Here is a 17,938-nt window from a genome sequence, read left to right as displayed (position 1 = left end):
GCGTCGGGAGGAGGCTAGGTTTCTGATACAAGTCAAAGCTGATTTGGTTGAGCTGTTATTATCTGCCGTATCTATTCAGTACGGATTGATCCATGTCCTCTCGCGAAATCCGCATCGCTACCCGCAAAAGTGCTCTGGCCTTGTGGCAGGCCGAATACGTCAAAGCCCGTCTGCAAGAGGCCCATCCGGGTCTTGTCGTGACCCTGGTGCCCATGGTCAGCCGCGGCGACAAACTATTGGACTCGCCCTTGTCGAAAATCGGTGGCAAGGGTCTGTTCGTCAAGGAACTGGAAACCGCGCTGCTGGAAAACCAGGCCGATATCGCCGTGCACTCGATGAAAGATGTGCCCATGGACTTCCCCGAAGGCCTGGGTCTGTTCTGCATCTGCGAGCGCGAAGATCCGCGTGATGCCTTTGTTTCCAACACCTACGCCAGCCTCGACGAGTTGCCTGAAGGCAGCGTGGTGGGCACCTCCAGCCTGCGCCGTCAGGCTCAGTTACTGACCCGTCGCCCCGACCTGCAGATCCGTTTTCTGCGGGGCAACGTCAATACCCGTCTGGCCAAGCTGGACGCTGGCGAATACGACGCCATCATCCTCGCGGCCGCTGGCTTGATCCGCCTCGGATTCGAGGATCGCATCAGCTCCTCCATCAGTGTCGACGACAGCCTGCCCGCCGGTGGCCAGGGCGCCGTCGGCATCGAGTGCCGCAGTGCCGACATTGAAATCCACGCCTTGCTGGCCCCCCTGCATCACGCCGACACGGCCAGCCGGGTAACCGCCGAGCGCGCACTGAACAAGCACCTCAACGGTGGTTGCCAGGTGCCGATTGCCTGCTATGCGGTGCTGGAAGGCGAGCAGATCTGGCTGCGTGGCCTGGTGGGCGAGCCTAGCGGCGGCCTGCTGCTCAGCGCCGAAGCTCGTGGCCCTCGCGCATCGGCCGCCGAGCTGGGTGTGCAAGTGGCGGATGCCCTGCTGGCCCAGGGTGCCGCTGACATTCTGCGCGCGGTCTACGGCGAGGCGGGCGAGGAGTGACTGGCTGGCGCCTGCTGCTGACCCGGCCGGCCGAGGACTGCGCCGCGCTGGCGGCGATCCTGGCGCAGTCCGAGATCTTGAGCAGCAGCCTGCCATTGCTGGAAATCCAGGCGTTGCCGGTCAGTGACTCGCAGCGGGCTACCCTGCTGGCATTCGACCAGTACTGTGCGGTGATTGTGGTCAGCAAGCCGGCGGCGCATCTTGGCCTGGAGCTGTTGCGCCAGTATTGGCCGCAACCACCAGACCAGGCCTGGTTCACCGTAGGCGCCGCTACCGCGCAGATCCTTGCGGATGCCGGCTTGCCAGTGGCCTATCCCCAGCAGGGCGATGACAGTGAAGCCTTGCTTGAACTTCCCCAATTGCGCGAGGCTATCCGCCGGCCTGATCCACGGGTGTTGATCGTGCGCGGGGAGGGTGGGCGCGAGCTGCTCTCTGAGCGCTTGCGCGCCCTAGGTGCTAGTGTCGATTATCTGGAACTCTACCGCCGCTGCCTGCCGCACTACGCCGAAGGCGCGTTGCTCCAGCGGATTGAAGTGGAACGCTTGAACGGGCTGGTGGTCAGCAGTGGACAAGGTTTCAGCCACTTGCGGCAGCTGGCGGGGCCCGCCTGGCCGCAACTGGCGAAGATGCCGTTGTTTGTTCCAAGCCCCCGGGTCGCCGACATGGCGCACGCCGCAGGGGCGGAAAAAGTTGTGGATTGTCGCGGCGCCAGTGCCGCGGCTTTGCTAACGGCGTTACGGGAGCAACCCGTGCCCGTTCTCTAAACGCAAAGGATGGATACGTGAGCGAAACAGCCTTGCCTAAAGATGAAGCCCAGCCGGTGCCCGAGACACCTGCTGAACCCACGAAACCAACCGTTGAGCGTCGTGGCAACGGGTTGGCAATTCTGGCCCTGCTGCTGGGGGCGGCGGGCGTCGCCGTTGGTGGCTGGGGGATCTGGCAGGTGCGCCACCTGCAAGCCAATAACCAGCAGCAGTTCAGTCAGTTGCAGGCCCTGGGGGATCAGGCCCAGAGTCTCAAGCTCAGCGAACAGCGCTTGAGCGAACGCCTGGAACAACTGCCCGCGGCCGATGAGCTGGAAGATCGGCGGCGTCTGGTGGCCCAGTTGCAGGGTGACCAGCAGCGCCTGAACCAGCGCCTGGAAACCGTACTGGGCGCCAGCCGCAAGGACTGGCGCCTGGCAGAAGCCGAGCACCTGTTGCGCCTGGCCAGCCTGCGTCTTTCGGCGCTGCAGGACATCAGCAGCGCTAGGGCCCTGGTCCAGGGCGCCGACGATATCCTGCGGGAACAAAACGATCCGGGAGCCTTCGCAGCCCGCGAGCAGTTGGCCAAGAGCCTGGCGGCCCTGCGCAGCACCGAGCAGCCGGACCGCACCGGGCTGTTCCTGCAACTGGGGGCTTTGCGTGACCAGGTGCTGGAACTGAGCGCCGTGGCTCCGGAGTACAAGGACCGCGGTGAATCGCTGCTCGGCCTGACAGCCGATGGTGACGGCGCCAGCCGCTGGGCCCAGTGGTGGGATCAGATCTCGCGCTATTTCCGCATCGACTTCAACGCCGACAAGAACATCCGTCCCTTGCTGGCCGGTCAGGGCCTGACCCAAGTGCGCCTGGCCCTGAGCCTGGCGCTGGAGCAGGCGCAGTGGGCTGCCCTGAACGGCCAGGCCGCGGTCTATACCCAGGCGTTGACCGAAGCCCGCGACGTGCTCACCGGCAACTTCAATCAGGACAACCCGCAAAGCAAGATCATGCTCGAGCGCCTGGCCGAGCTGAGCAAGCAGCCGGTGACGGTCGTCACCCCGGACCTGGCCAAGACCTTGAGTACGGTCCAGGCCTACCTGGAGCGGCGTAACCTGAATGTCGAGGAGTCGGTCAAGCCTCTGGCCAAACCTGCGGCGAACAACGCCCAGGAGACGAGCCCATGAAGCGTACCTATGTGATCGTCCTGCTGGTCATTGCGGCCATCGGCCTGCTGGGTCTGGCCATTGCCGAGCATCCCGGGTACGTACTGATCGCCTACAGCAACTTCCGTTACGAATCGAGCCTGTGGGCAACCCTGGCCCTGGTGGCGCTGGTCTGGCTGGTGGTCTGGGGCATCAAGCTGCTGATCGAGCTGGTGATGGTGTCCGGTGGTGTGGTCAATCCCTGGTCACGGCGCAATCGCAGCCGCCGGGTGCAGATCGCCATCGAGCAGGGTCAGATGGACCTCGCCGAAGGGCGCTGGGCCAGCGCGCAGAAGCACCTGCAGCGTGCCGCCGAGGCCGAGCGCCAGCCGCTGCTCTACTATCTCGGCGCTGCCCGGGCGGCCAACGAGCAGGGCCACTATGAAGAATGCGACCGGTTGCTGGAGCGGGCGCTGACCCGCCAGCCCCAGGCAGAGCTGGCCGTGGCCCTGAGCCACGCCCAACTGCAGACGGATCGCGGCGACACCGAGGGAGCCCTGAGCACCCTGCAGGCCATGCATGAGCGCCATCCCCATAGTGTCCAGGTGCTGCGCCAGTTGCAGCGCCTGCATCAGCAGCGTGGCGACTGGTCGGCCCTGATCCGTCTGTTGCCCGAGTTGCGCAAGGACAAGGCGCTGCCGGCCAGCGAACTGCAGGAACTGGAGCGTCGGGCCTGGGGTGAAAACCTGTCCCTGGCCGCGCGTCGTGAAGAGGATGAGGTGGCCGGCCTGCAATCTCTCAATCGTGCCTGGCAACAGTTGACCTCGGCACAGCGCCAGGAGCCGCAGTTGGTGCTGGCCTATGCCGAACAACTGCGTCAACTGGGCGCGGGGGCCGAGGCGGAAGAGGCCCTGCGCACGGCAATCAAACGCAAGTACGAAAGCCACCTGGCACGGCTCTATGGCCTGGTGCGTGGCAGCGATCCGTCGCGCCAGTTGCAGACCGCCGAGCACTGGCTGAAAGAGCATGCGGACGATCCGAGCCTGCTGCTGACCCTGGGCCGCCTGTGCCTGCAGAACAGCTTGTGGGGCAAGGCCCGGGACTATCTGGAAAGCAGCCTGCGCTTGCAACGCAATCCCGAAGCCTGTGCGGAACTGGCGCGCCTGCTGGCACAGCTGGGGGATACCGAGCGCAGTAACCAACTGTTCCAGGAAGGTCTGGGCATGCTCGATGAGCGCCTGCTGGCCTCACCGCTGCCGGTCCCGGTGCGGGCCTGAGGTGTCCCGGGGCCGGTTGCCTGTTTCAGGCAACCGGCCCTTTTGCTGCTGTACCTGCGGCGCTGTTGTCGATCGGTTGCGACATAGCGCTTCTTGAAAGCAGCGAGCGCTTTCTCTACCGTGGCTGCCTGTTTCTCCCGTTACGGATATCTCATGTCGCTGGCCGGCTCCCGCTTGCTGTTCTCCCTGGTGTTCCTGGTGGGGGCCTTGGCCTCGTGGGCGGCGTTCAACCTGCAAACGGGTGGCGGCCTCGAGTCCTGTTCGCTGTGGAGCGTGCAGCGCCTGCTGTTGCTGGCATTGGGTGGGGTCAATCTGCTGGCCGTGATCCAGGGGCCAGGGCGCGTGGGGCGGGCGGTCTACTGGGGGCTCAACCTGCTGTTGGGCCTGCTGGGGGTGGTCACCGCGGGACGCCATGTGCTGTTGCAGAACATTCCTTCCGAACAGTTGCTGGCCTGCCTGCCGGACATGTCCTTCATGCTCCGCCAGTTGTCCTGGTGGCAGGCGTTGAAGCTGACTTTCATGGGCACCTCCGATTGCGCTGAGGTCACCTGGACCCTGCTGGACATGAGCTTGCCGGAGTGGAGCCTGCTGTTTTTCGTGATCATGCTGATCTTTAGCGGCTATCGCCTGTGGCGTCAGCTACGGGGCGCGCGCAAGGCCGTGGCGTTGCCCTGAGTCAGTGTTTGGCAGGAGGGCGGGGATTAAACGCTTGTATGAACTTTATCTCCTGCGTACCTTGATGCTGTAGTCGAGCGGGCATAATCTGGCCCGCACCTGTCACTGGAATTATGTTGCTCGATGCTGTTGTGCCTGACCGGATCCAGAGTCTCCAGAAAGGAGCGGCGGGCAAGCGGCATGACCCATAAGGGAAGAGAGATCACCATGCTCGAAAGTTGTCAGAATGCTCAGGAACGCTGGGGTGGAGTGCATCTGCTGATCGACCGCTGGTTGCAGGAGCGTCACGAACTGGTTCGAGCCTATGATGCGCTGGGCGCGGAGCCCGAGGCACTGAGTGAGAGCAAGAAGCCGCTGCAGGAATTCTGCGGGATCCTGGTGGACTACGTCTCCGCCGGCCATTTTGAAATCTACGAACAGCTGACCAGCGAAGCCAAGGCGTTTGGCGACAAGCGCGGGCTGGAGTTGGCCGACACCCTCTACCCACGCATCGACGTGATCACCGAAAAGCTTCTGGCGTTCAATGACCTGTGTGACGCCGGCCAGTGCGTGGCGCAGAAGTTCAAGGAACTCGGTGGCCTGCTGCACGAACGCTTCGAGCTGGAAGACTGTCTGATCGAAGTGCTGCACAACGCCCACAAGCAGGAAGCTGTGGCTCAGGCCTGAGAACAGGAACCTACCAGGAAAAACGGCACGCCTCGGCGTGCCGTTTTTCGTTGTGGCGCTTCAGCCAGCGACACCGAGCAATTCGATGTCGAACACCAGTGGGGTGTAGGGCGCGATCAGGTCCCCGGCGCCTTCGGTGCCATAGGCCTGGTTCGACGGGATTACCAGGCGCCACCGGGCTCCGGTGGGCATCTGCGACAGTGCGCTACGCCAGCCGGCGATCACGCTGTCGAGGCGGAACCATTGCGGCTGCTGGGTCTGATCGAACACGGTGCCGTCTGGCAGGCGCCCGGTGTAGCGCACCTGGACCGAGCCGTTGGGGCTGGCCTTGTTGCCGCCGCCAGGGCTCAACTCGGTCAGCAGGATGCCGTCTGCCAGTTGGCGGACCCCGGGCTTGGCCTTTTCTTCATCGAGAAAGCGCTGTTCGTTTTTCAGCGCGATCTCTGTCTGAGACTTGGCCGACTGTTCGCTGATCTGTGCGTCGTGCTCGGCAAGGATCTGTTCGATGCGTTCGCTTTTCAGCGCCAGAGGCTTGCCTTGATAGGCGGCCCTCAAGCCTTCGACCAGGGCCTGGATCTGCAGGTCGGGCACCTCATCGCGCAGGCGCTCACCGAGGCTTGCCCCCAGGCTGTAGGCAAGATCGTGAGCGTTGTTGGATGGTGCTTCGGCAGCCGCCTGAGCCAGTGGCAAGAACAGGCTCAAGGATAAAAACAGGTAACGCGACATGGGCACTCTCCGGCCTGAGTTGCGGTGGATTATGCCAGCGACAAAGCGCTCGTTGGTGAGCAACTTCGATGGGGGCGAAGAACATTTTCGTTCGGCTGCAACGCCAGGCTTTCGATACTGTCAACATGCCCTAGCGGCGGTAGCAGCAGAGGTCTAGTATGAGCCGCAACTCACGTCAGCCAGGAGGTAAACCATGTCGGCCAATAAGAAGCCTGTAAATACTCCGTTGCATTTGCTCCAACAGCTGTCGGGCAGCTTGCTCGAACATTTGGAAAACGCTTGTTCCCAAGCCTTGGCTGATGCTGAAAAACTGCTCGCCAAGCTGGAAAAACAACGGGGCAAGGCGCAGGAAAAACTGCACAAATCGCGCACCAAACTGCAGGACGCTGCGGCGGCCGGCAAGGCCAAGGCACAAGCCAAGGCGAAGACCGCGGTCAAGGAACTAGAAGATTTGCTGGACGCCCTGAAAGAGCGTCAGGCACAAACCCGCAGCTACATTCTGCAACTCAAGCGCGATGCCCAGGAAAGCCTGAAACTGGCTCAAGGCGTGGGTCGTGTGAAGGAAGCGGTAGGCAAGGCATTGAGCTCTCGTGATGCCAAGCCGGCAGCGGTAGCAGCTAAAAAACCAGCGGCCAAGCCTGCTGCCAAGGCACCGGCCAAACCTGTTGCCAAGCCGGCGGCGAAAAAGCCTGTTGCTGCCAGTGCAGCCAAGCCCGCCGCGGCCAAAACCGCAGCCGCCAAGCCTGCTGCCAAACCAGCGGCCAAGCCTGTTGCCGGCAAAGCGGCGGCTGCCAAACCGGTAGCTGCCAAGCCAGCCGCCAAGCCCGCTGCGAAGCCTGCGACCAAAGCCGCTGCGGCCAAGCCAGCTGCTAAACCTGCCGCCAAGCCCGTAGCCGCCAAGCCAGCAGCGAAACCTGCTGCCACCAAGACCGCTGCGGTTAAACCGGCTGCCGCCAAACCGGCCGCTAAACCAGCAGCGAAACCCGCCGCTGCAAAAGCTCCGGCCAAACCCGCGAGCAAACCTGCAGCTGCCAAGCCAGCCGCGGCATCGGCGGCCAAGCCTGCCGCCAAGCCTGCTGCCGCCAAACCCGCAGCAAAACCCGCTGCCAAGCCGGCCGCGAAAAAGCCTGTTGCCAAGCCCGCAGCCGCCAAGCCTGCTGTAGCCAAGCCAACTGCTCCAGTTGCCAAACCTGCAGCTCCCGCGCCCGCAGCGGCCAAGCCTGCAACTCCTGCTCCGGCTGCCTCGCCGGCACCAGCTGCAAGTGCACCTGCTGTTCCTGCGTCGGCTCCAGCCAGCAACCCTTCCAGCGCTTCCTAAGCGCCGGCCACCGCGATGCGCAGTACCTGCAGCGCATTGCGGTTCCGGACGGCGGCTTCGGCCGCCAGTCCTTCCAGCCAGTCATTCAGGCTCCGGGCCTGAGCTTCGGGCCACTTTCGTGCCCCTTCCTGCAGACGCAGCAGCAACTGCCGTTCGGCATCCAGCTCCAGGGCCTTGAGTTGTTCGCGCAAGGTGCTCAGTTGCACGTCGCTGGCCGCGGCGGCTCGCCACTCAATCCGCAGTTTGCGCAGGGGTTCGACCACCTCCTGATACCAGGGCGCAGCCAACTCTTCGAGCGCTTGCAGGCGCTGCTTATCGCAGTCGACCCCCCTTTGGCCAAGCCAGGCGCCACAGAGCAGCAGACAGACATTGGCCCCGCCATCCTGCAGCTGCAGGCAGGCCTCCTGCACACCGGGCAGGGCGTAGGTCTTCAGGGCAAAGCTCCACAGGTCAGGGGACATATTGCTACTCGCGCCAGTTGCTAACGAAGCTGGTAGACTCCGCCGCCATTATGATTCGACTTCAGAACCTGACTTTACAGCGTGGCCCGCAACGTCTGCTAGAAGACGCCGAGCTAACCCTGCACGCCGGCCAGAAAGCCGGCCTGATCGGTGCCAACGGCGCCGGCAAATCCAGCCTCTTTGCCTTGCTGCGCGGTGAGCTGCACCCGGACTCGGGTGACTGCTTCCTGCCGGCCGACTGGCGCATCGCCCACATGCGCCAGGAGGTCGATACCCTCGAGCGCCTGGCGGTGGACTATGTGCTCGACGGCGACTTGCGCCTGCGCCAGGTGCAGCGTGACCTGGCCGCTGCAGAAGCGGCCCAGGACGGCGCCGCGCAAGCGCGCTTGCATGCCGAGCTGGACAGCGCCGACGGTTACACCGCCGACGCGCGGGCGCGCAAGCTGCTGGCTGGCCTGGGTTTCACCAACGAGCAGATGGACCGTCAGGTCGGCGACTTCTCCGGGGGCTGGCGGATGCGCCTGAACCTGGCGCAGGCGCTGATGTGTCCCTCGGACCTGCTGCTGCTCGACGAACCTACCAACCACTTGGATCTCGACGCCATCATCTGGCTCGAAGAGTGGCTCAAGGGTTACCCCGGCACCTTGCTCCTGATCTCTCACGACCGGGACTTCCTCGATGCCGTGGTCGATCACGTGGCCCACGTCGACCAGCGCAAGATCACCCTCTATCGCGGTGGCTACAGCGCCTTCGAACGCGCCCGTGCCGAGCGTCTGGCCCAGCAGCAGCAAGCCTACGAGAAGCAGCAGGCGCAGCGCGCGCACATGGAAAGCTACATCGCCCGCTTCAAGGCCCAGGCTACCAAGGCCCGGCAGGCACAGAGCCGGATCAAGGCCCTGGAGCGCATGGAGGAGCTGTCGGCGGCCCACGTCGATTCGCCCTTCGATTTCACCTTCCGTGAGTCGACGAAGATCTCCAGCCCGCTGATCGACCTCTCCGATGCCCGCCTGGGCTATGGCGAGCGTGCGGTCCTGGAGAAGGTCAAGCTGCAGCTGACTCCGGGCGCGCGGATCGGCCTGCTGGGGCCCAACGGCGCCGGCAAGTCGACCCTGATCAAGAACCTCTCCGGCGAACTCCAGCCGCTGTCCGGGCGCCTGACCCGGGGCGAGAACACCGTTGTCGGTTACTTCGCCCAGCATCAGCTCGATTCCCTGGACTCCAAGGCCAGCCCCTTGCTGCATCTGCAGCGCCTGGCGCCCACCGAGCGCGAGCAGACCCTGCGCGACTTCCTCGGCGGCTTCGACTTCCGCGGCGCACGGATCGACGAGCCGGTGCTGAACTTCTCCGGCGGTGAAAAAGCCCGTTTGGCCTTGGCTCTGATTGCCTGGGAGCGGCCCAACCTGCTGCTGCTCGACGAACCCACCAACCACCTGGACCTGGAGATGCGCCTGGCCCTGACCATGGCCCTGCAAGAGTTCAGTGGTGCGGTGCTGGTGGTCTCCCACGATCGCCATCTGCTCAAGAGCACCACCGACAACTTCTTCCTGGTGGCCGACGGCAAGGTCGAAGAGTTCGACGGCGACCTGGACGACTACACCCGTTGGCTGGTGGATTACCGCCAGCGCAATGCCCCGGTCAGCAACACGCCGGTGAACCCGGACAAGACCGACAAGAAGGCCCAGCGCCAGGCCGCCGCGGCGTTGCGTCAGCAACTGGCACCGCACAAGCGCGAGGCCGACAAGCTGGAAGCCGAGTTGGGCAAGGTGCATGAGCGCCTGGCCAAGATCGAGGCCAGCCTGGGCGACAGCGGTTTGTACGAGGCTGCGCGCAAGGATGAGTTGCGGGATCTGCTGGCCGAGCAGGCCAAGCTCAAGACCCGTGAGTCCGAGCTGGAAGAAGCCTGGATGGAGGCCCTGGAACTGCTGGAAAGCATGCAGGCCGAGCTGGAGGCGCTGTCCTGATGGAGGCGCTGCAATTACCGTTGCCGGCCCAGTGGATCGGCCCGTTGTGGATTGGCGTGCAGATCCTGCTGATCCTCCTGGCGGGCTACCTGGCCCAGCGCTTCGTGGCTCGTGGCCTGACCCGCCTGGGCGAGCGCTACCCGTTCCCGCCGCAGTTGCTGATGCCCCTGCGGGGCGGCCTGCGCTGGCTGATCATGGGCAGCGCGGTGATCTTCGTGCTGGAGCGCCTGGGGGTTTCCGCCACGGTGCTGTGGACCGCCCTTTCAGGCTTCGTCGCCGTGGCGGCGGTGGCCTTCTTCGCCATGTGGAGCGTGCTCTCCAACCTGCTCTGCGCGATCCTGATCTTCACGGTTGGCCCGTTCCGCCTGGGTGACGTGGTGGAGCTGGTGGACACCGTCGACAAGCCTGGGGTCAAGGGCCGGGTCGTGGCAATCAACCTGCTGTACACCACCCTGATCGAAGCCGAGGAAGCCGGCACCGGCAGCGCCATGGTCCAGGTGCCCAACAGCCTGTTCTTCCAGCGCTCGGTGCGCCGCTGGCGTGGCACTGATGTGCTGCCCGTGGGCAGCGGCGAAAAGTAACCCCTTCCTCTGTAGCCGTTGCATCACCTTTGGGCGAAAAAAATATGGTCAGCCGCCAAGCGGAGGATTAGCTTAGGCAGTCACGACCAATTCGATCCGAGGTGTGCGATGGTGCTTGAGACATGGCTGGCGTTCTTTGCCGCCAGTTGGGTAATCAGTCTTTCCCCGGGCGCCGGCGCCATTGCGTCGATGTCCTGCGGCCTGCAATACGGTTTCTGGCGCGGCTACTGGAACGCCCTGGGGCTGCAACTGGGCCTGGCCATGCAGATTGCCATTGTCGCGGCCGGTGTTGGGGCCATTCTCGCGGCCTCTGCCACGGCCTTCTATGCCATCAAGTGGTTCGGTGTCGCCTACCTGGTGTACCTGGCGGTCAAGCAGTGGCGCGCGCTGCCCAGCGACCTCAGTGATGACGCCGCCATTCGCCCCATCGGCAAACCCCTGGCCCTGGTGTTTCGCGGTTTCCTGGTAAACATCAGCAACCCCAAGGCGCTGGTGTTCATGCTGGCGGTGTTGCCGCAGTTCATCGATCCCCATGCCCCCCTGGTCAAGCAGTACCTGATTCTCGGCGCCACCATGATCGTGGTCGACCTGATCGTCATGGCCGGCTATACGGGGCTGGCATCCAAGGTCCTGCGCCTGTTGCGCACCCCGGTCCAGCAGCGGCGGATGAACCGCACCTTCGCCGGCCTGTTCCTCGGCGCCGCGGGTTTTCTGGCAACTATCCGCAAAGCGGCGGCCTAGGTTTGCAGGAACAAGAAAAGGCGACCCACCGGGTCGCCTTTTTCGTTTGCGTGCGGTTTAGCGCAGGGTCACTGGCGCCGTGTCCGGCGGCTGGTTGTTGCGCATCGGCGCTTGGCGCGGTTGCTCGCAGCTGTCACGACCCAACTGCCGGGTGACGTCTTCGCCCAGGGGCTTGGACACTTTGCGCACGCAGGGGAGCGGGTGCTAGCTGGGCGTGAGGCTGGTGGCCTGTGAGCGAAGATGTTTCAGCGGGGCTGATAAGCCTTGAGTGAAACTCGTTGGGAGGGAACAATATGTTACTTCTTATTTCCCTTTGAGATTTATTCATGATTGCCCCTTCCCGTTTACTGGCGTTGCTAGTGTTGCCGGTGCTGGCGCTTTTCAGCTTCAACCTGCTGGCCGATACCGTCGACGGCGCGCCCAAGGCCCTGCATCTGCTGGATTACATTGGCGCGGACTATCCCGCCACGGTCGAGGGGGGCAAGGTCATTGACGAGTCCGAGTACCGTGAGCAGGTGGAGTTTCTCGGCGTCCTGCAGGGGTTGATCGCCGATCTGCCGGCCAAACCGGAAAAGGCTGAACTGGAGCAAGGCGTTGTCAGCCTGCGCAAAGCGGTGGATGACCGCGTCGATGGCAATCAGGTAGCTCGCCAGGCGCGGCAGATGGGGGCTCGGCTGGCGGTAGCCTATGAGGTCAGCCAGGCGCCGATCATCACCCCGGATCCGACCCGTGGCGCGCCGTTGTACGCCCAGCACTGCTCGGTGTGCCATGGCGAGCAGGGCGCCGGCGATGGTCCGGCGGGCGTGGGCATGACCCCACCACCGGCCAACCTGCGGGATGTCGAACGTCTCGACCGCCTGAGCCTGTATGCCATCTACAACACCCTGGGGTTGGGCGTGGAAGGCACCGACATGCCGTCCTTCGCTGATCAACTGGATGATCGCCAGCGTTGGGACCTGGCCACCTACATCGCCAGTTTCAGCGCCGACCCTGCGGCCGCCAAGGGCGAGCAGAGCTTCAATCTGGCCGACCTGGCCCGGCAGACTCCGGGTGAAGTACTGGCCGCCCAGGGCCCTCAGGCAGCCGCGACTTTCCGTGCCCAGCGGGCCCAGCCGCCTCAGGTCAAGCGGGGGCCGGCGCAGTTGCTGGACTACACCGCATCGACCCTGGACAAGAGCCTGGCGGCCTATCGCAGCGGTGATCACGAACAGGCCTACGATCTGTCGGTAGCGGCGTACCTGGAAGGTTTCGAGCTGGTAGAAAGCTCCCTGGACAACGTCGATGCCAACGTCCGCAAAGATACCGAAAAGGCCCTGATGGCCTACCGGCAGTCGTTGCAGGACGGTTTGCCGGTGGCCCAGGCCGAACAGCGTCTGGACGCGGCCAAGGCCAAGCTCAAGGAGTCCGCCGAGCTTCTGGGCGGCGACAGCCTGAGCTGGTCTCTGAGTTTTATTTCCGGCCTGCTGATCCTGCTGCGCGAAGGCCTGGAAGCGATCCTGGTGCTGGCGGCCATCCTCGCCTTCCTGCGTAACACCGGCCAGCAATCGGCGGTGCGCAGTGTCAACGTCGGCTGGGGACTGGCCTTGCTGGCCGGCCTGGGTACCTGGGCCTTGGCGGCCTACGTGATCGATGTCAGCGGTTCCCAGCGTGAACTGCTCGAAGGCGCCACCGCGCTGTTCGCCAGTGTCATGGTGCTGTGGCTCGGGGTGTGGATGCATGACCGCCGGCATGCGGCGGCCTGGCAGGACTACATCAAGAGCAGCCTGGTGGGCGGCGGCGGGCGTTTCGGCTTTGCGGTGCTGGCGTTCTTCTCGGTCTATCGCGAGCTGTTCGAAGTGATCCTGTTCTACGAAACCCTGTGGCTGCAGGCCGGCCCTGCCGGGCACAACGCGGTACTGGCCGGTGGCGCCACCGCCCTGGTGCTGCTGGTGGGGCTGGCCTGGGTGATCCTGCGGGGCTCGGCCAAGCTGCCCCTGGCGCTGTTCTTCGGCATCAACGCGGCACTGCTCTGCGCCTTGTCGGTGGTGTTCGCCGGGCACGGCGTCAAGGCGTTGCAGGAAGCGGGTATCTTCGGTACGCGGCCAGTGCCGTTCTTCGACTTCGACTGGCTGGGTATTCATGCCGACGCCTACTCGCTGGGTGCCCAGGCGGTGGCGATCCTGGCGATCGTGGTGCTCTACAGCCGCAGCCGCATGAGTGAGAAGCGCCGCGTGCAGGCTTCCTGAGCCGGCGTAGTTGATTGCGGGCAAGCCCGCTCCTGAAGGGGCGGCTTGCCCGTTCTGCATTCTGGAGGGAGAACATTCAATGCGTGTCTGGATCGATGCCGATGCCTGCCCCAAGGCGGCCAAGGATCAAGTAGTGCGCTTCGCCCTGAAGCGCCAGTTCGAAGTGGTGCTGGTGGCCGGACAGGCGCAGATCAAGCCGGCCTTCGCCTGCGTCAGGCTGATCGTGGTGCCCAGCGGCCCGGATGCCGCCGACGATTACCTGGTGGAGCACGCAGTGCCCGGTGAACTGGTGATCTGCAGTGACGTGCCGCTGGCCGACCGCCTGGTGAAAAAGGGCGTGGCGGCCCTGGACCCGCGGGGCAAGGAGTTCGACGCACAGAACATGGGCGAGCGCCTGGCGGTGCGCAACCTGTTTACCGACCTGCGTGAACAGGGGCAGGTCAGTGGTGGGCAAGCGCCCTATGGCGACCGGGAAAAACAGGCCTTCGCCAACGCCCTGGACCGCATCCTGACGCGCTTGGCGCGCCAGGCCTGAGGGGCGCTCGCTAGAGGCTCACTTGTCGCCTTCGTGGGTCAGCTCCAGCACCCGGTCCACCAGTTTGTTGATGCCCGAGGCCGCTTCGCTGATGGATTTCGCCAGCATGTAGGCGGGGGTGCTCACCAGTTTGCGCGCCTTGTCTTCGATGATCTCGCCCACTGCGCATTCGGCGTGGGTGGCGCCCATCTTGCCCAGGGCGGCTGCGGTGTCGGCATCGTTGCCGATGGTGCAGGTCACGCCGGGGCCGTAGATCTTCGCGGCCATGGCCGGGGCGATGCACATCAGGCCCACCGGCTTGCCGGCTTCGGCAAAGGCTTCGGCCAGGGCCAGGACGTCGGCCTGGACTGTGCAGGCAGCGCCTTCGGTGGCGAAGCTGGAGAGGTTCTTGGCCGCCCCGAAGCCACCGGGAATGATCAGCGCATCGAAGTCTTCGACGCGGGCTTCGCGCAGGTCCTTGACCTCACCCCGGGCGATGCGCGCCGATTCCACCAGCACGTTGCGGCTCTCGGCCATGGTTTCGCCGGTCAGGTGGTTGAGCACATGCATCTGGGGGATGTTCGGGGCGAAGCACTGCACCTGGGCGCCGCGTTGGTCGAGGCGCAGCAGGGTGATCACGCTTTCGTGGATTTCGGCGCCGTCGAACACGCCGCAACCGGAAAGGATCACTGCAACTTTTTTGCTCATGGGTTTTTCTCCAGATTCATGGCGCTAAATGTCCGCCTGTTTGTCACACCTGGCCATAGGGGGATGGAGTCGTCGGACCTAATCTTGGTTATCGATATCGATCGGGTCGCGCCATGAACCTCATCCTCTATGCGGTGCCGTTTTTCTTTGTGTTGATTGTTGCTGAATTGTTGGCCGATCGCTGGCGGGGAGTGAATAACTACCGGGTTGCCGATGCGGTCAATAGCATCAGCACCGGCGTGTTGTCCACCACCACGGGCCTGCTGACCAAGGGGCTGGGCCTGGTCACTTATACCTTCGCCCTCCAGCACTGGGGGCTGTTCGAGCTGCCGGCGCACAGCCTCTGGGTATGGATCGGGGCCTTTGTCCTGTACGACTTCTGCTACTACTGGCTGCATCGCTGCGGTCATGAACGCAATATCCTCTGGGCCGCTCACTCGGTGCACCACCAGAGCGAGGACTACAACCTCTCCACGGCTCTGCGCCAGACCAGCACCGGCTTCCTGTTGAGCTGGATCTTCTACCTGCCCCTGGCGGTACTCGGGGTGCCGCTGGTGGTGTTCGTCACGGTGGCAGCCCTCAATCTGCTGTATCAGTTCTGGGTGCATACCCGGCACATCGGCAAGCTGGGCTGGTATGAATGGTTCTTCGTGACCCCCTCCAATCACCGGGCCCATCACGCGCAGAACGCTCTTTATATGGATCGCAACTACGGCGGGGTGTTCATTCTCTGGGACCGGCTGTTCGGCACCTACCAGGAAGAGGACGACAACGAGCCCGTGGTGTTCGGCGTGACGACCCCGCTGGCCAGTTGGAACCCGCTGTGGGCCAATCTGCAGTTCTATGCCCAGCTCTGGAATGATGCCCGGCGCACCGAGCATGTGCGGGACAAGCTGCGGATCTGGTTCATGCGCACCGGCTGGCGCCCGGCGGATGTGCAGGCCCGTTATCCCCTGGCCAAGACGGAGCTGAGCCAGTTTCGCAAATTCGAGGTGGCCCTGGATGTGCGGCGTCAGGTGTACGTGGTGCTGCAGTTCGCGGTGTATGTAGCCCTGGGCAGTTACCTGATGAATGCCCAGAGCAGCCTGTCGGTCCAGGCACTTTTGCTGGGCTGGGGCGCGATGGCCTTGGGTCTGTTCGTACTGGGCGCGGCTCTGGAGGATCGGCCCTGGAGCCTGAAACTGGAAGGGGCGCGGCTGCTGCTGAATCTGCCCCTGGTATGGCTGGCGCCGCTGGTCGGTCTGTGGCCGGCCAGCCCCCTGGCCTGGGTGGCGCTGGGCAGCTACAGCCTGCTGAGTGTCTGCGGGCTGTATGGCTGCGGCTCGCGTGTTACTCGGCTGGCGTCTTAGGTTCCCGGGCGGAGGCCTGTTCGGCTTCGTAGATCTGCTTGGCCAGGCGTGCGTTCTTGAAGCGCCGGCGCAGCCACAGGCCGAAGCCCAGGACCAGCAGGGCGCCCAGCACCCACAGCTCGTACTTCTTGATGCTGCCGAGCATGCCTTCCATGACTGCGCCGAAATGGTAGGCCGCCTGGGCCAGGGCTATGGCCCAGATCGCTGCGCCGATACCGTTGAGCAGCAGGTAGCGGCCCGGCGGATAGCCGGACAGGCCGATGGCCACCGGCATCACGGTGCGCAGCCCGTAGACGAAGCGAAAGCTCAGTACCCAGATATCCGGGTGCTTGCGGATATGCTCCAGCGCCCGGTCACCCATCATTTGCCAGCGCGGTTTGCGCGCCAGCAGCTTGCGGCCATGCTTGCGCCCCAGGAAGTACCACAGCTGGTCACCGGCGTAGCTGCCGAAGAAGGCAACCACCATCACCAGGTTGATATCCATGTATCCGCGGAACGCGAGAAATCCGGCAAGAACCAGAATGGTTTCGCCTTCGAAAAACGTGCCGAGAAAGAGGGCGAAGTAGCCGAAATCCTGAAGAAATTGTTGGAGCATTGTCTGGATGCTGGCGAAATGAACGCGCAGCCTACCCCTTCGACGACGTTCGGGAAAGTATCGAAATGTGTCTCGACGTGAACAATCCGGCCAATGACAATGAGTGTTGCTGCCGGTCAACAGCTTGAGCACAACTGTCATCTGTTCGTCATAATGCCCGCTTATAACTGTCCCGCTCGTCCGCCAGCGCGAGCCCTGGAGTCCGCCGTGAGCTTTACCCCCGCCAACCGCCTGTTTCCAGCCACTCGTCTGCGGCGCAACCGTCGCGATGACTTTTCCCGCCGTCTGGTGCGGGAAAACCGCCTGAGCGTGGATGACCTGATCCTGCCGGTGTTCGTGCTCGAGGGTGAGAATCGCCGCGAGGCGGTGGCTTCGATGCCCGGGGTCGAGCGCCTGACCATCGACCTGCTGCTGGAAGAGGCGGCGAACTGGGTCGAACTGGGAATTCCGGCACTGGCACTGTTTCCGGTGACGCCCGGGGCGCTCAAGTCCCTGGATGCGGCCGAGGCCTGGAACCCCGACGGCATCGCCCAGCGTGCCACCCGCGCCCTGCGCGAACGCTTTCCGGCTCTGGGGGTGATCACCGACGTTGCCCTTGATCCGTTCACTACCCATGGCCAGGACGGCATCCTCGACGAACAGGGTTATGTGCAGAACGACATCACCGTCGACGCCCTGGTGCGCCAGGCCCTGTCCCATGCCGAGGCCGGCGCCCAGGTGGTGGCACCGTCGGACATGATGGACGGGCGGGTCCAGGCGATCCGCGAGGCCCTGGAACTGGCTGGGCATGCCAACGTGCGCATCATGGCTTACTCGGCCAAGTACGCCAGCGCCTACTACGGCCCCTTCCGCGATGCGGTGGGCTCGGCGTTGAACCTGGGCAAGGCCGACAAGGCCTCGTACCAGATGGACCCGGCCAACGGCCAGGAAGCCCTGCATGAAGTGGCGGCGGACCTCGCCGAAGGCGCGGACATGGTCATGGTCAAGCCGGGCATGCCGTACCTGGACATCCTCTGGCGGGTCAAAGATGAATTCAAGGTGCCGACCTTTGTCTATCAGGTCAGCGGCGAATACGCCATGCACATGGCAGCAATCCAGAATGGTTGGTTGGGTGAGGGGGTTATTCTTGAATCCCTGACCGCTTTTAAACGTGCAGGTGCCGATGGCATCCTGACTTACTTTGCCGTTCGTGCTGCTCAATTGTTACGAGAGCAAAAATAGCCCTCCC

The 17,938-nt window shown here is 63.9% G+C and carries 19 protein-coding genes; 14 read left to right on the top strand and 5 right to left on the bottom strand.

From position 1 onward, the window contains the following. Nucleotides 1-92 precede the first annotated feature (92 nt). The 6 genes from hemC (at nucleotide 93) to AC1RGE_RS23380 (ending at nucleotide 5,531) form a co-directional block, all read left to right on the top strand. Nucleotides 93-1,034 carry a hydroxymethylbilane synthase gene (gene hemC / locus AC1RGE_RS23405; protein ID WP_492585104.1) on the top strand — a complete coding sequence of 314 codons (942 nt, stop codon included), beginning with the start codon at nucleotides 93-95 and terminating at the stop codon, nucleotides 1,032-1,034. Continuing rightward, nucleotides 1,031-1,798, top strand: a complete 768-nt coding sequence (locus AC1RGE_RS23400) for a uroporphyrinogen-III synthase (protein WP_011064174.1) — start codon at nucleotides 1,031-1,033, stop codon at nucleotides 1,796-1,798. Before hemC ends, AC1RGE_RS23400 begins: the two co-directional genes overlap by 4 nt. A gap of 17 nt (nucleotides 1,799-1,815) precedes the next feature. After that, nucleotides 1,816-2,955: a uroporphyrinogen-III C-methyltransferase gene (locus AC1RGE_RS23395; RefSeq protein WP_011064173.1), complete on the top strand. Its 1,140-nt coding sequence runs from the start codon at nucleotides 1,816-1,818 to the stop codon at nucleotides 2,953-2,955. Further along, nucleotides 2,952-4,190: a heme biosynthesis protein HemY gene (locus tag AC1RGE_RS23390; protein ID WP_011064172.1), complete on the top strand. Its 1,239-nt coding sequence runs from the start codon at nucleotides 2,952-2,954 to the stop codon at nucleotides 4,188-4,190. The genes AC1RGE_RS23395 and AC1RGE_RS23390 overlap by 4 nt, the downstream gene beginning before the upstream one ends. Nucleotides 4,191-4,343: 153 nt before the next feature. Next, nucleotides 4,344-4,865, top strand: coding sequence for a disulfide bond formation protein B (locus AC1RGE_RS23385; protein WP_011064171.1), 522 nt, complete (start codon nucleotides 4,344-4,346; stop codon nucleotides 4,863-4,865). A gap of 207 nt (nucleotides 4,866-5,072) precedes the next feature. Further along, nucleotides 5,073-5,531 (top strand): Rsd/AlgQ family anti-sigma factor, encoded by a 459-nt coding sequence (locus AC1RGE_RS23380; protein WP_011064170.1) that lies wholly within the window; start codon nucleotides 5,073-5,075, stop codon nucleotides 5,529-5,531. A gap of 60 nt (nucleotides 5,532-5,591) precedes the next feature. Here AC1RGE_RS23380 and AC1RGE_RS23375 read toward each other — a convergent pair whose 3' ends face one another. Then, the gene (locus AC1RGE_RS23375) at nucleotides 5,592-6,257 is read right to left on the bottom strand and encodes an FKBP-type peptidyl-prolyl cis-trans isomerase (protein ID WP_492585102.1); all 666 of its coding nucleotides are present in this window, start codon (nucleotides 6,255-6,257) and stop codon (nucleotides 5,592-5,594) included. A gap of 193 nt (nucleotides 6,258-6,450) precedes the next feature. Between AC1RGE_RS23375 and AC1RGE_RS23370 the strand changes: the two genes are divergently transcribed. Continuing rightward, the gene (locus AC1RGE_RS23370) at nucleotides 6,451-7,575 is read left to right on the top strand and encodes an AlgP family protein (RefSeq protein ID WP_123483023.1); all 1,125 of its coding nucleotides are present in this window, start codon (nucleotides 6,451-6,453) and stop codon (nucleotides 7,573-7,575) included. Here AC1RGE_RS23370 and AC1RGE_RS23365 read toward each other — a convergent pair. Beyond that, nucleotides 7,572-8,036 carry a TIGR02444 family protein gene (locus AC1RGE_RS23365; protein ID WP_011064167.1) on the bottom strand — a complete coding sequence of 155 codons (465 nt, stop codon included), beginning with the start codon at nucleotides 8,034-8,036 and terminating at the stop codon, nucleotides 7,572-7,574. The genes AC1RGE_RS23370 and AC1RGE_RS23365 overlap by 4 nt on opposite strands. 50 nt (nucleotides 8,037-8,086) lie before the next feature. Between AC1RGE_RS23365 and AC1RGE_RS23360 the strand changes: the two genes are divergently transcribed. The 3 genes from AC1RGE_RS23360 to AC1RGE_RS23350 all read left to right on the top strand — a co-directional run bounded on the left by AC1RGE_RS23360 (nucleotide 8,087) and on the right by AC1RGE_RS23350 (nucleotide 11,319). Then, a complete protein-coding gene (locus tag AC1RGE_RS23360; protein ID WP_011064166.1) occupies nucleotides 8,087-9,997 on the top strand; it encodes an ATP-binding cassette domain-containing protein in 1,911 nt (636 codons plus the stop codon). After that, a complete protein-coding gene (locus AC1RGE_RS23355; protein ID WP_011064165.1) occupies nucleotides 9,997-10,578 on the top strand; it encodes a mechanosensitive ion channel family protein in 582 nt (193 codons plus the stop codon). Before AC1RGE_RS23360 ends, AC1RGE_RS23355 begins: the two co-directional genes overlap by 1 nt. Before the next feature lie 108 nt (nucleotides 10,579-10,686). Next, nucleotides 10,687-11,319: a LysE family transporter gene (locus tag AC1RGE_RS23350; RefSeq protein WP_011064164.1), complete on the top strand. Its 633-nt coding sequence runs from the start codon at nucleotides 10,687-10,689 to the stop codon at nucleotides 11,317-11,319. Nucleotides 11,320-11,376: 57 nt separating this feature from the next. Here the strand turns inward: AC1RGE_RS23350 and AC1RGE_RS23345 are convergent, their stop codons facing one another. After that, on the bottom strand, nucleotides 11,377-11,499 hold the full coding sequence (locus AC1RGE_RS23345; RefSeq protein WP_370505706.1) for a hypothetical protein: 123 nt from the start codon (nucleotides 11,497-11,499) through the stop codon (nucleotides 11,377-11,379). 146 nt (nucleotides 11,500-11,645) lie between these two features. Here AC1RGE_RS23345 and AC1RGE_RS23340 point away from each other — a divergent pair, with 146 nt between their 5' ends. Both AC1RGE_RS23340 and AC1RGE_RS23335 read left to right on the top strand, forming a co-directional pair. Then, nucleotides 11,646-13,544, top strand: a complete 1,899-nt coding sequence (locus AC1RGE_RS23340; protein WP_011064163.1) for a cytochrome c/FTR1 family iron permease — start codon at nucleotides 11,646-11,648, stop codon at nucleotides 13,542-13,544. Between the two features lie 79 nt (nucleotides 13,545-13,623). Next, nucleotides 13,624-14,079: a YaiI/YqxD family protein gene (locus AC1RGE_RS23335; RefSeq protein ID WP_015637443.1), complete on the top strand. Its 456-nt coding sequence runs from the start codon at nucleotides 13,624-13,626 to the stop codon at nucleotides 14,077-14,079. 18 nt (nucleotides 14,080-14,097) lie between these two features. Here AC1RGE_RS23335 and elbB read toward each other — a convergent pair whose 3' ends face one another. Continuing rightward, nucleotides 14,098-14,766: an isoprenoid biosynthesis glyoxalase ElbB gene (gene elbB, locus AC1RGE_RS23330; protein WP_011064161.1), complete on the bottom strand. Its 669-nt coding sequence runs from the start codon at nucleotides 14,764-14,766 to the stop codon at nucleotides 14,098-14,100. A 113-nt stretch (nucleotides 14,767-14,879) separates the two neighbouring features. On the opposite strand from elbB, the gene AC1RGE_RS23325 reads away from it, so the two are divergent. Next, nucleotides 14,880-16,115, top strand: coding sequence for a sterol desaturase family protein (locus tag AC1RGE_RS23325; RefSeq protein WP_019095411.1), 1,236 nt, complete (start codon nucleotides 14,880-14,882; stop codon nucleotides 16,113-16,115). On the opposite strand, the gene AC1RGE_RS23320 is transcribed toward AC1RGE_RS23325, so the two are convergent. Further along, the gene (locus AC1RGE_RS23320; protein ID WP_011064160.1) at nucleotides 16,096-16,710 is read right to left on the bottom strand and encodes a DedA family protein; all 615 of its coding nucleotides are present in this window, start codon (nucleotides 16,708-16,710) and stop codon (nucleotides 16,096-16,098) included. The two genes, AC1RGE_RS23325 and AC1RGE_RS23320, sit on opposite strands and share 20 nt — an antisense overlap. A gap of 207 nt (nucleotides 16,711-16,917) precedes the next feature. On the opposite strand from AC1RGE_RS23320, the gene hemB reads away from it, so the two are divergent. Next, nucleotides 16,918-17,931: a porphobilinogen synthase gene (hemB, locus tag AC1RGE_RS23315; protein ID WP_011064159.1), complete on the top strand. Its 1,014-nt coding sequence runs from the start codon at nucleotides 16,918-16,920 to the stop codon at nucleotides 17,929-17,931. Nucleotides 17,932-17,938 lie beyond the last annotated feature (7 nt).

It is taken from the genome of Pseudomonas sp. GW823-FHT02C05, assembly GCF_058797595.1.
Note: the sequence above shows the minus strand (reverse complement) of the source record. Positions and strands in the feature narration are given on the sequence as shown.

Excerpts from the sequence above, each read along its gene's own strand:
- hemC (WP_492585104.1), top strand. The coding sequence starts at position 93 with ATGTCCTCTCGCGAAATCCGCATCGCTACCCGCAAAAGTGCTCTGGCC.
- AC1RGE_RS23390 (WP_011064172.1), top strand. The coding sequence starts at position 2,952 with ATGAAGCGTACCTATGTGATCGTCCTGCTGGTCATTGCGGCCATCGGC.
- AC1RGE_RS23385 (WP_011064171.1), top strand. The coding sequence starts at position 4,344 with ATGTCGCTGGCCGGCTCCCGCTTGCTGTTCTCCCTGGTGTTCCTGGTG.
- AC1RGE_RS23380 (WP_011064170.1), top strand. The coding sequence starts at position 5,073 with ATGCTCGAAAGTTGTCAGAATGCTCAGGAACGCTGGGGTGGAGTGCAT.
- AC1RGE_RS23375 (WP_492585102.1), bottom strand. The coding sequence starts at position 6,257 with ATGTCGCGTTACCTGTTTTTATCCTTGAGCCTGTTCTTGCCACTGGCT.
- AC1RGE_RS23370 (WP_123483023.1), top strand. The coding sequence starts at position 6,451 with ATGTCGGCCAATAAGAAGCCTGTAAATACTCCGTTGCATTTGCTCCAA.
- AC1RGE_RS23365 (WP_011064167.1), bottom strand. The coding sequence starts at position 8,036 with ATGTCCCCTGACCTGTGGAGCTTTGCCCTGAAGACCTACGCCCTGCCC.
- AC1RGE_RS23360 (WP_011064166.1), top strand. The coding sequence starts at position 8,087 with ATGATTCGACTTCAGAACCTGACTTTACAGCGTGGCCCGCAACGTCTG.
- AC1RGE_RS23355 (WP_011064165.1), top strand. The coding sequence starts at position 9,997 with ATGGAGGCGCTGCAATTACCGTTGCCGGCCCAGTGGATCGGCCCGTTG.
- AC1RGE_RS23350 (WP_011064164.1), top strand. The coding sequence starts at position 10,687 with ATGGTGCTTGAGACATGGCTGGCGTTCTTTGCCGCCAGTTGGGTAATC.
- AC1RGE_RS23340 (WP_011064163.1), top strand. The coding sequence starts at position 11,646 with ATGATTGCCCCTTCCCGTTTACTGGCGTTGCTAGTGTTGCCGGTGCTG.
- AC1RGE_RS23335 (WP_015637443.1), top strand. The coding sequence starts at position 13,624 with ATGCGTGTCTGGATCGATGCCGATGCCTGCCCCAAGGCGGCCAAGGAT.
- elbB (WP_011064161.1), bottom strand. The coding sequence starts at position 14,766 with ATGAGCAAAAAAGTTGCAGTGATCCTTTCCGGTTGCGGCGTGTTCGAC.
- AC1RGE_RS23325 (WP_019095411.1), top strand. The coding sequence starts at position 14,880 with ATGAACCTCATCCTCTATGCGGTGCCGTTTTTCTTTGTGTTGATTGTT.
- AC1RGE_RS23320 (WP_011064160.1), bottom strand. The coding sequence starts at position 16,710 with ATGCTCCAACAATTTCTTCAGGATTTCGGCTACTTCGCCCTCTTTCTC.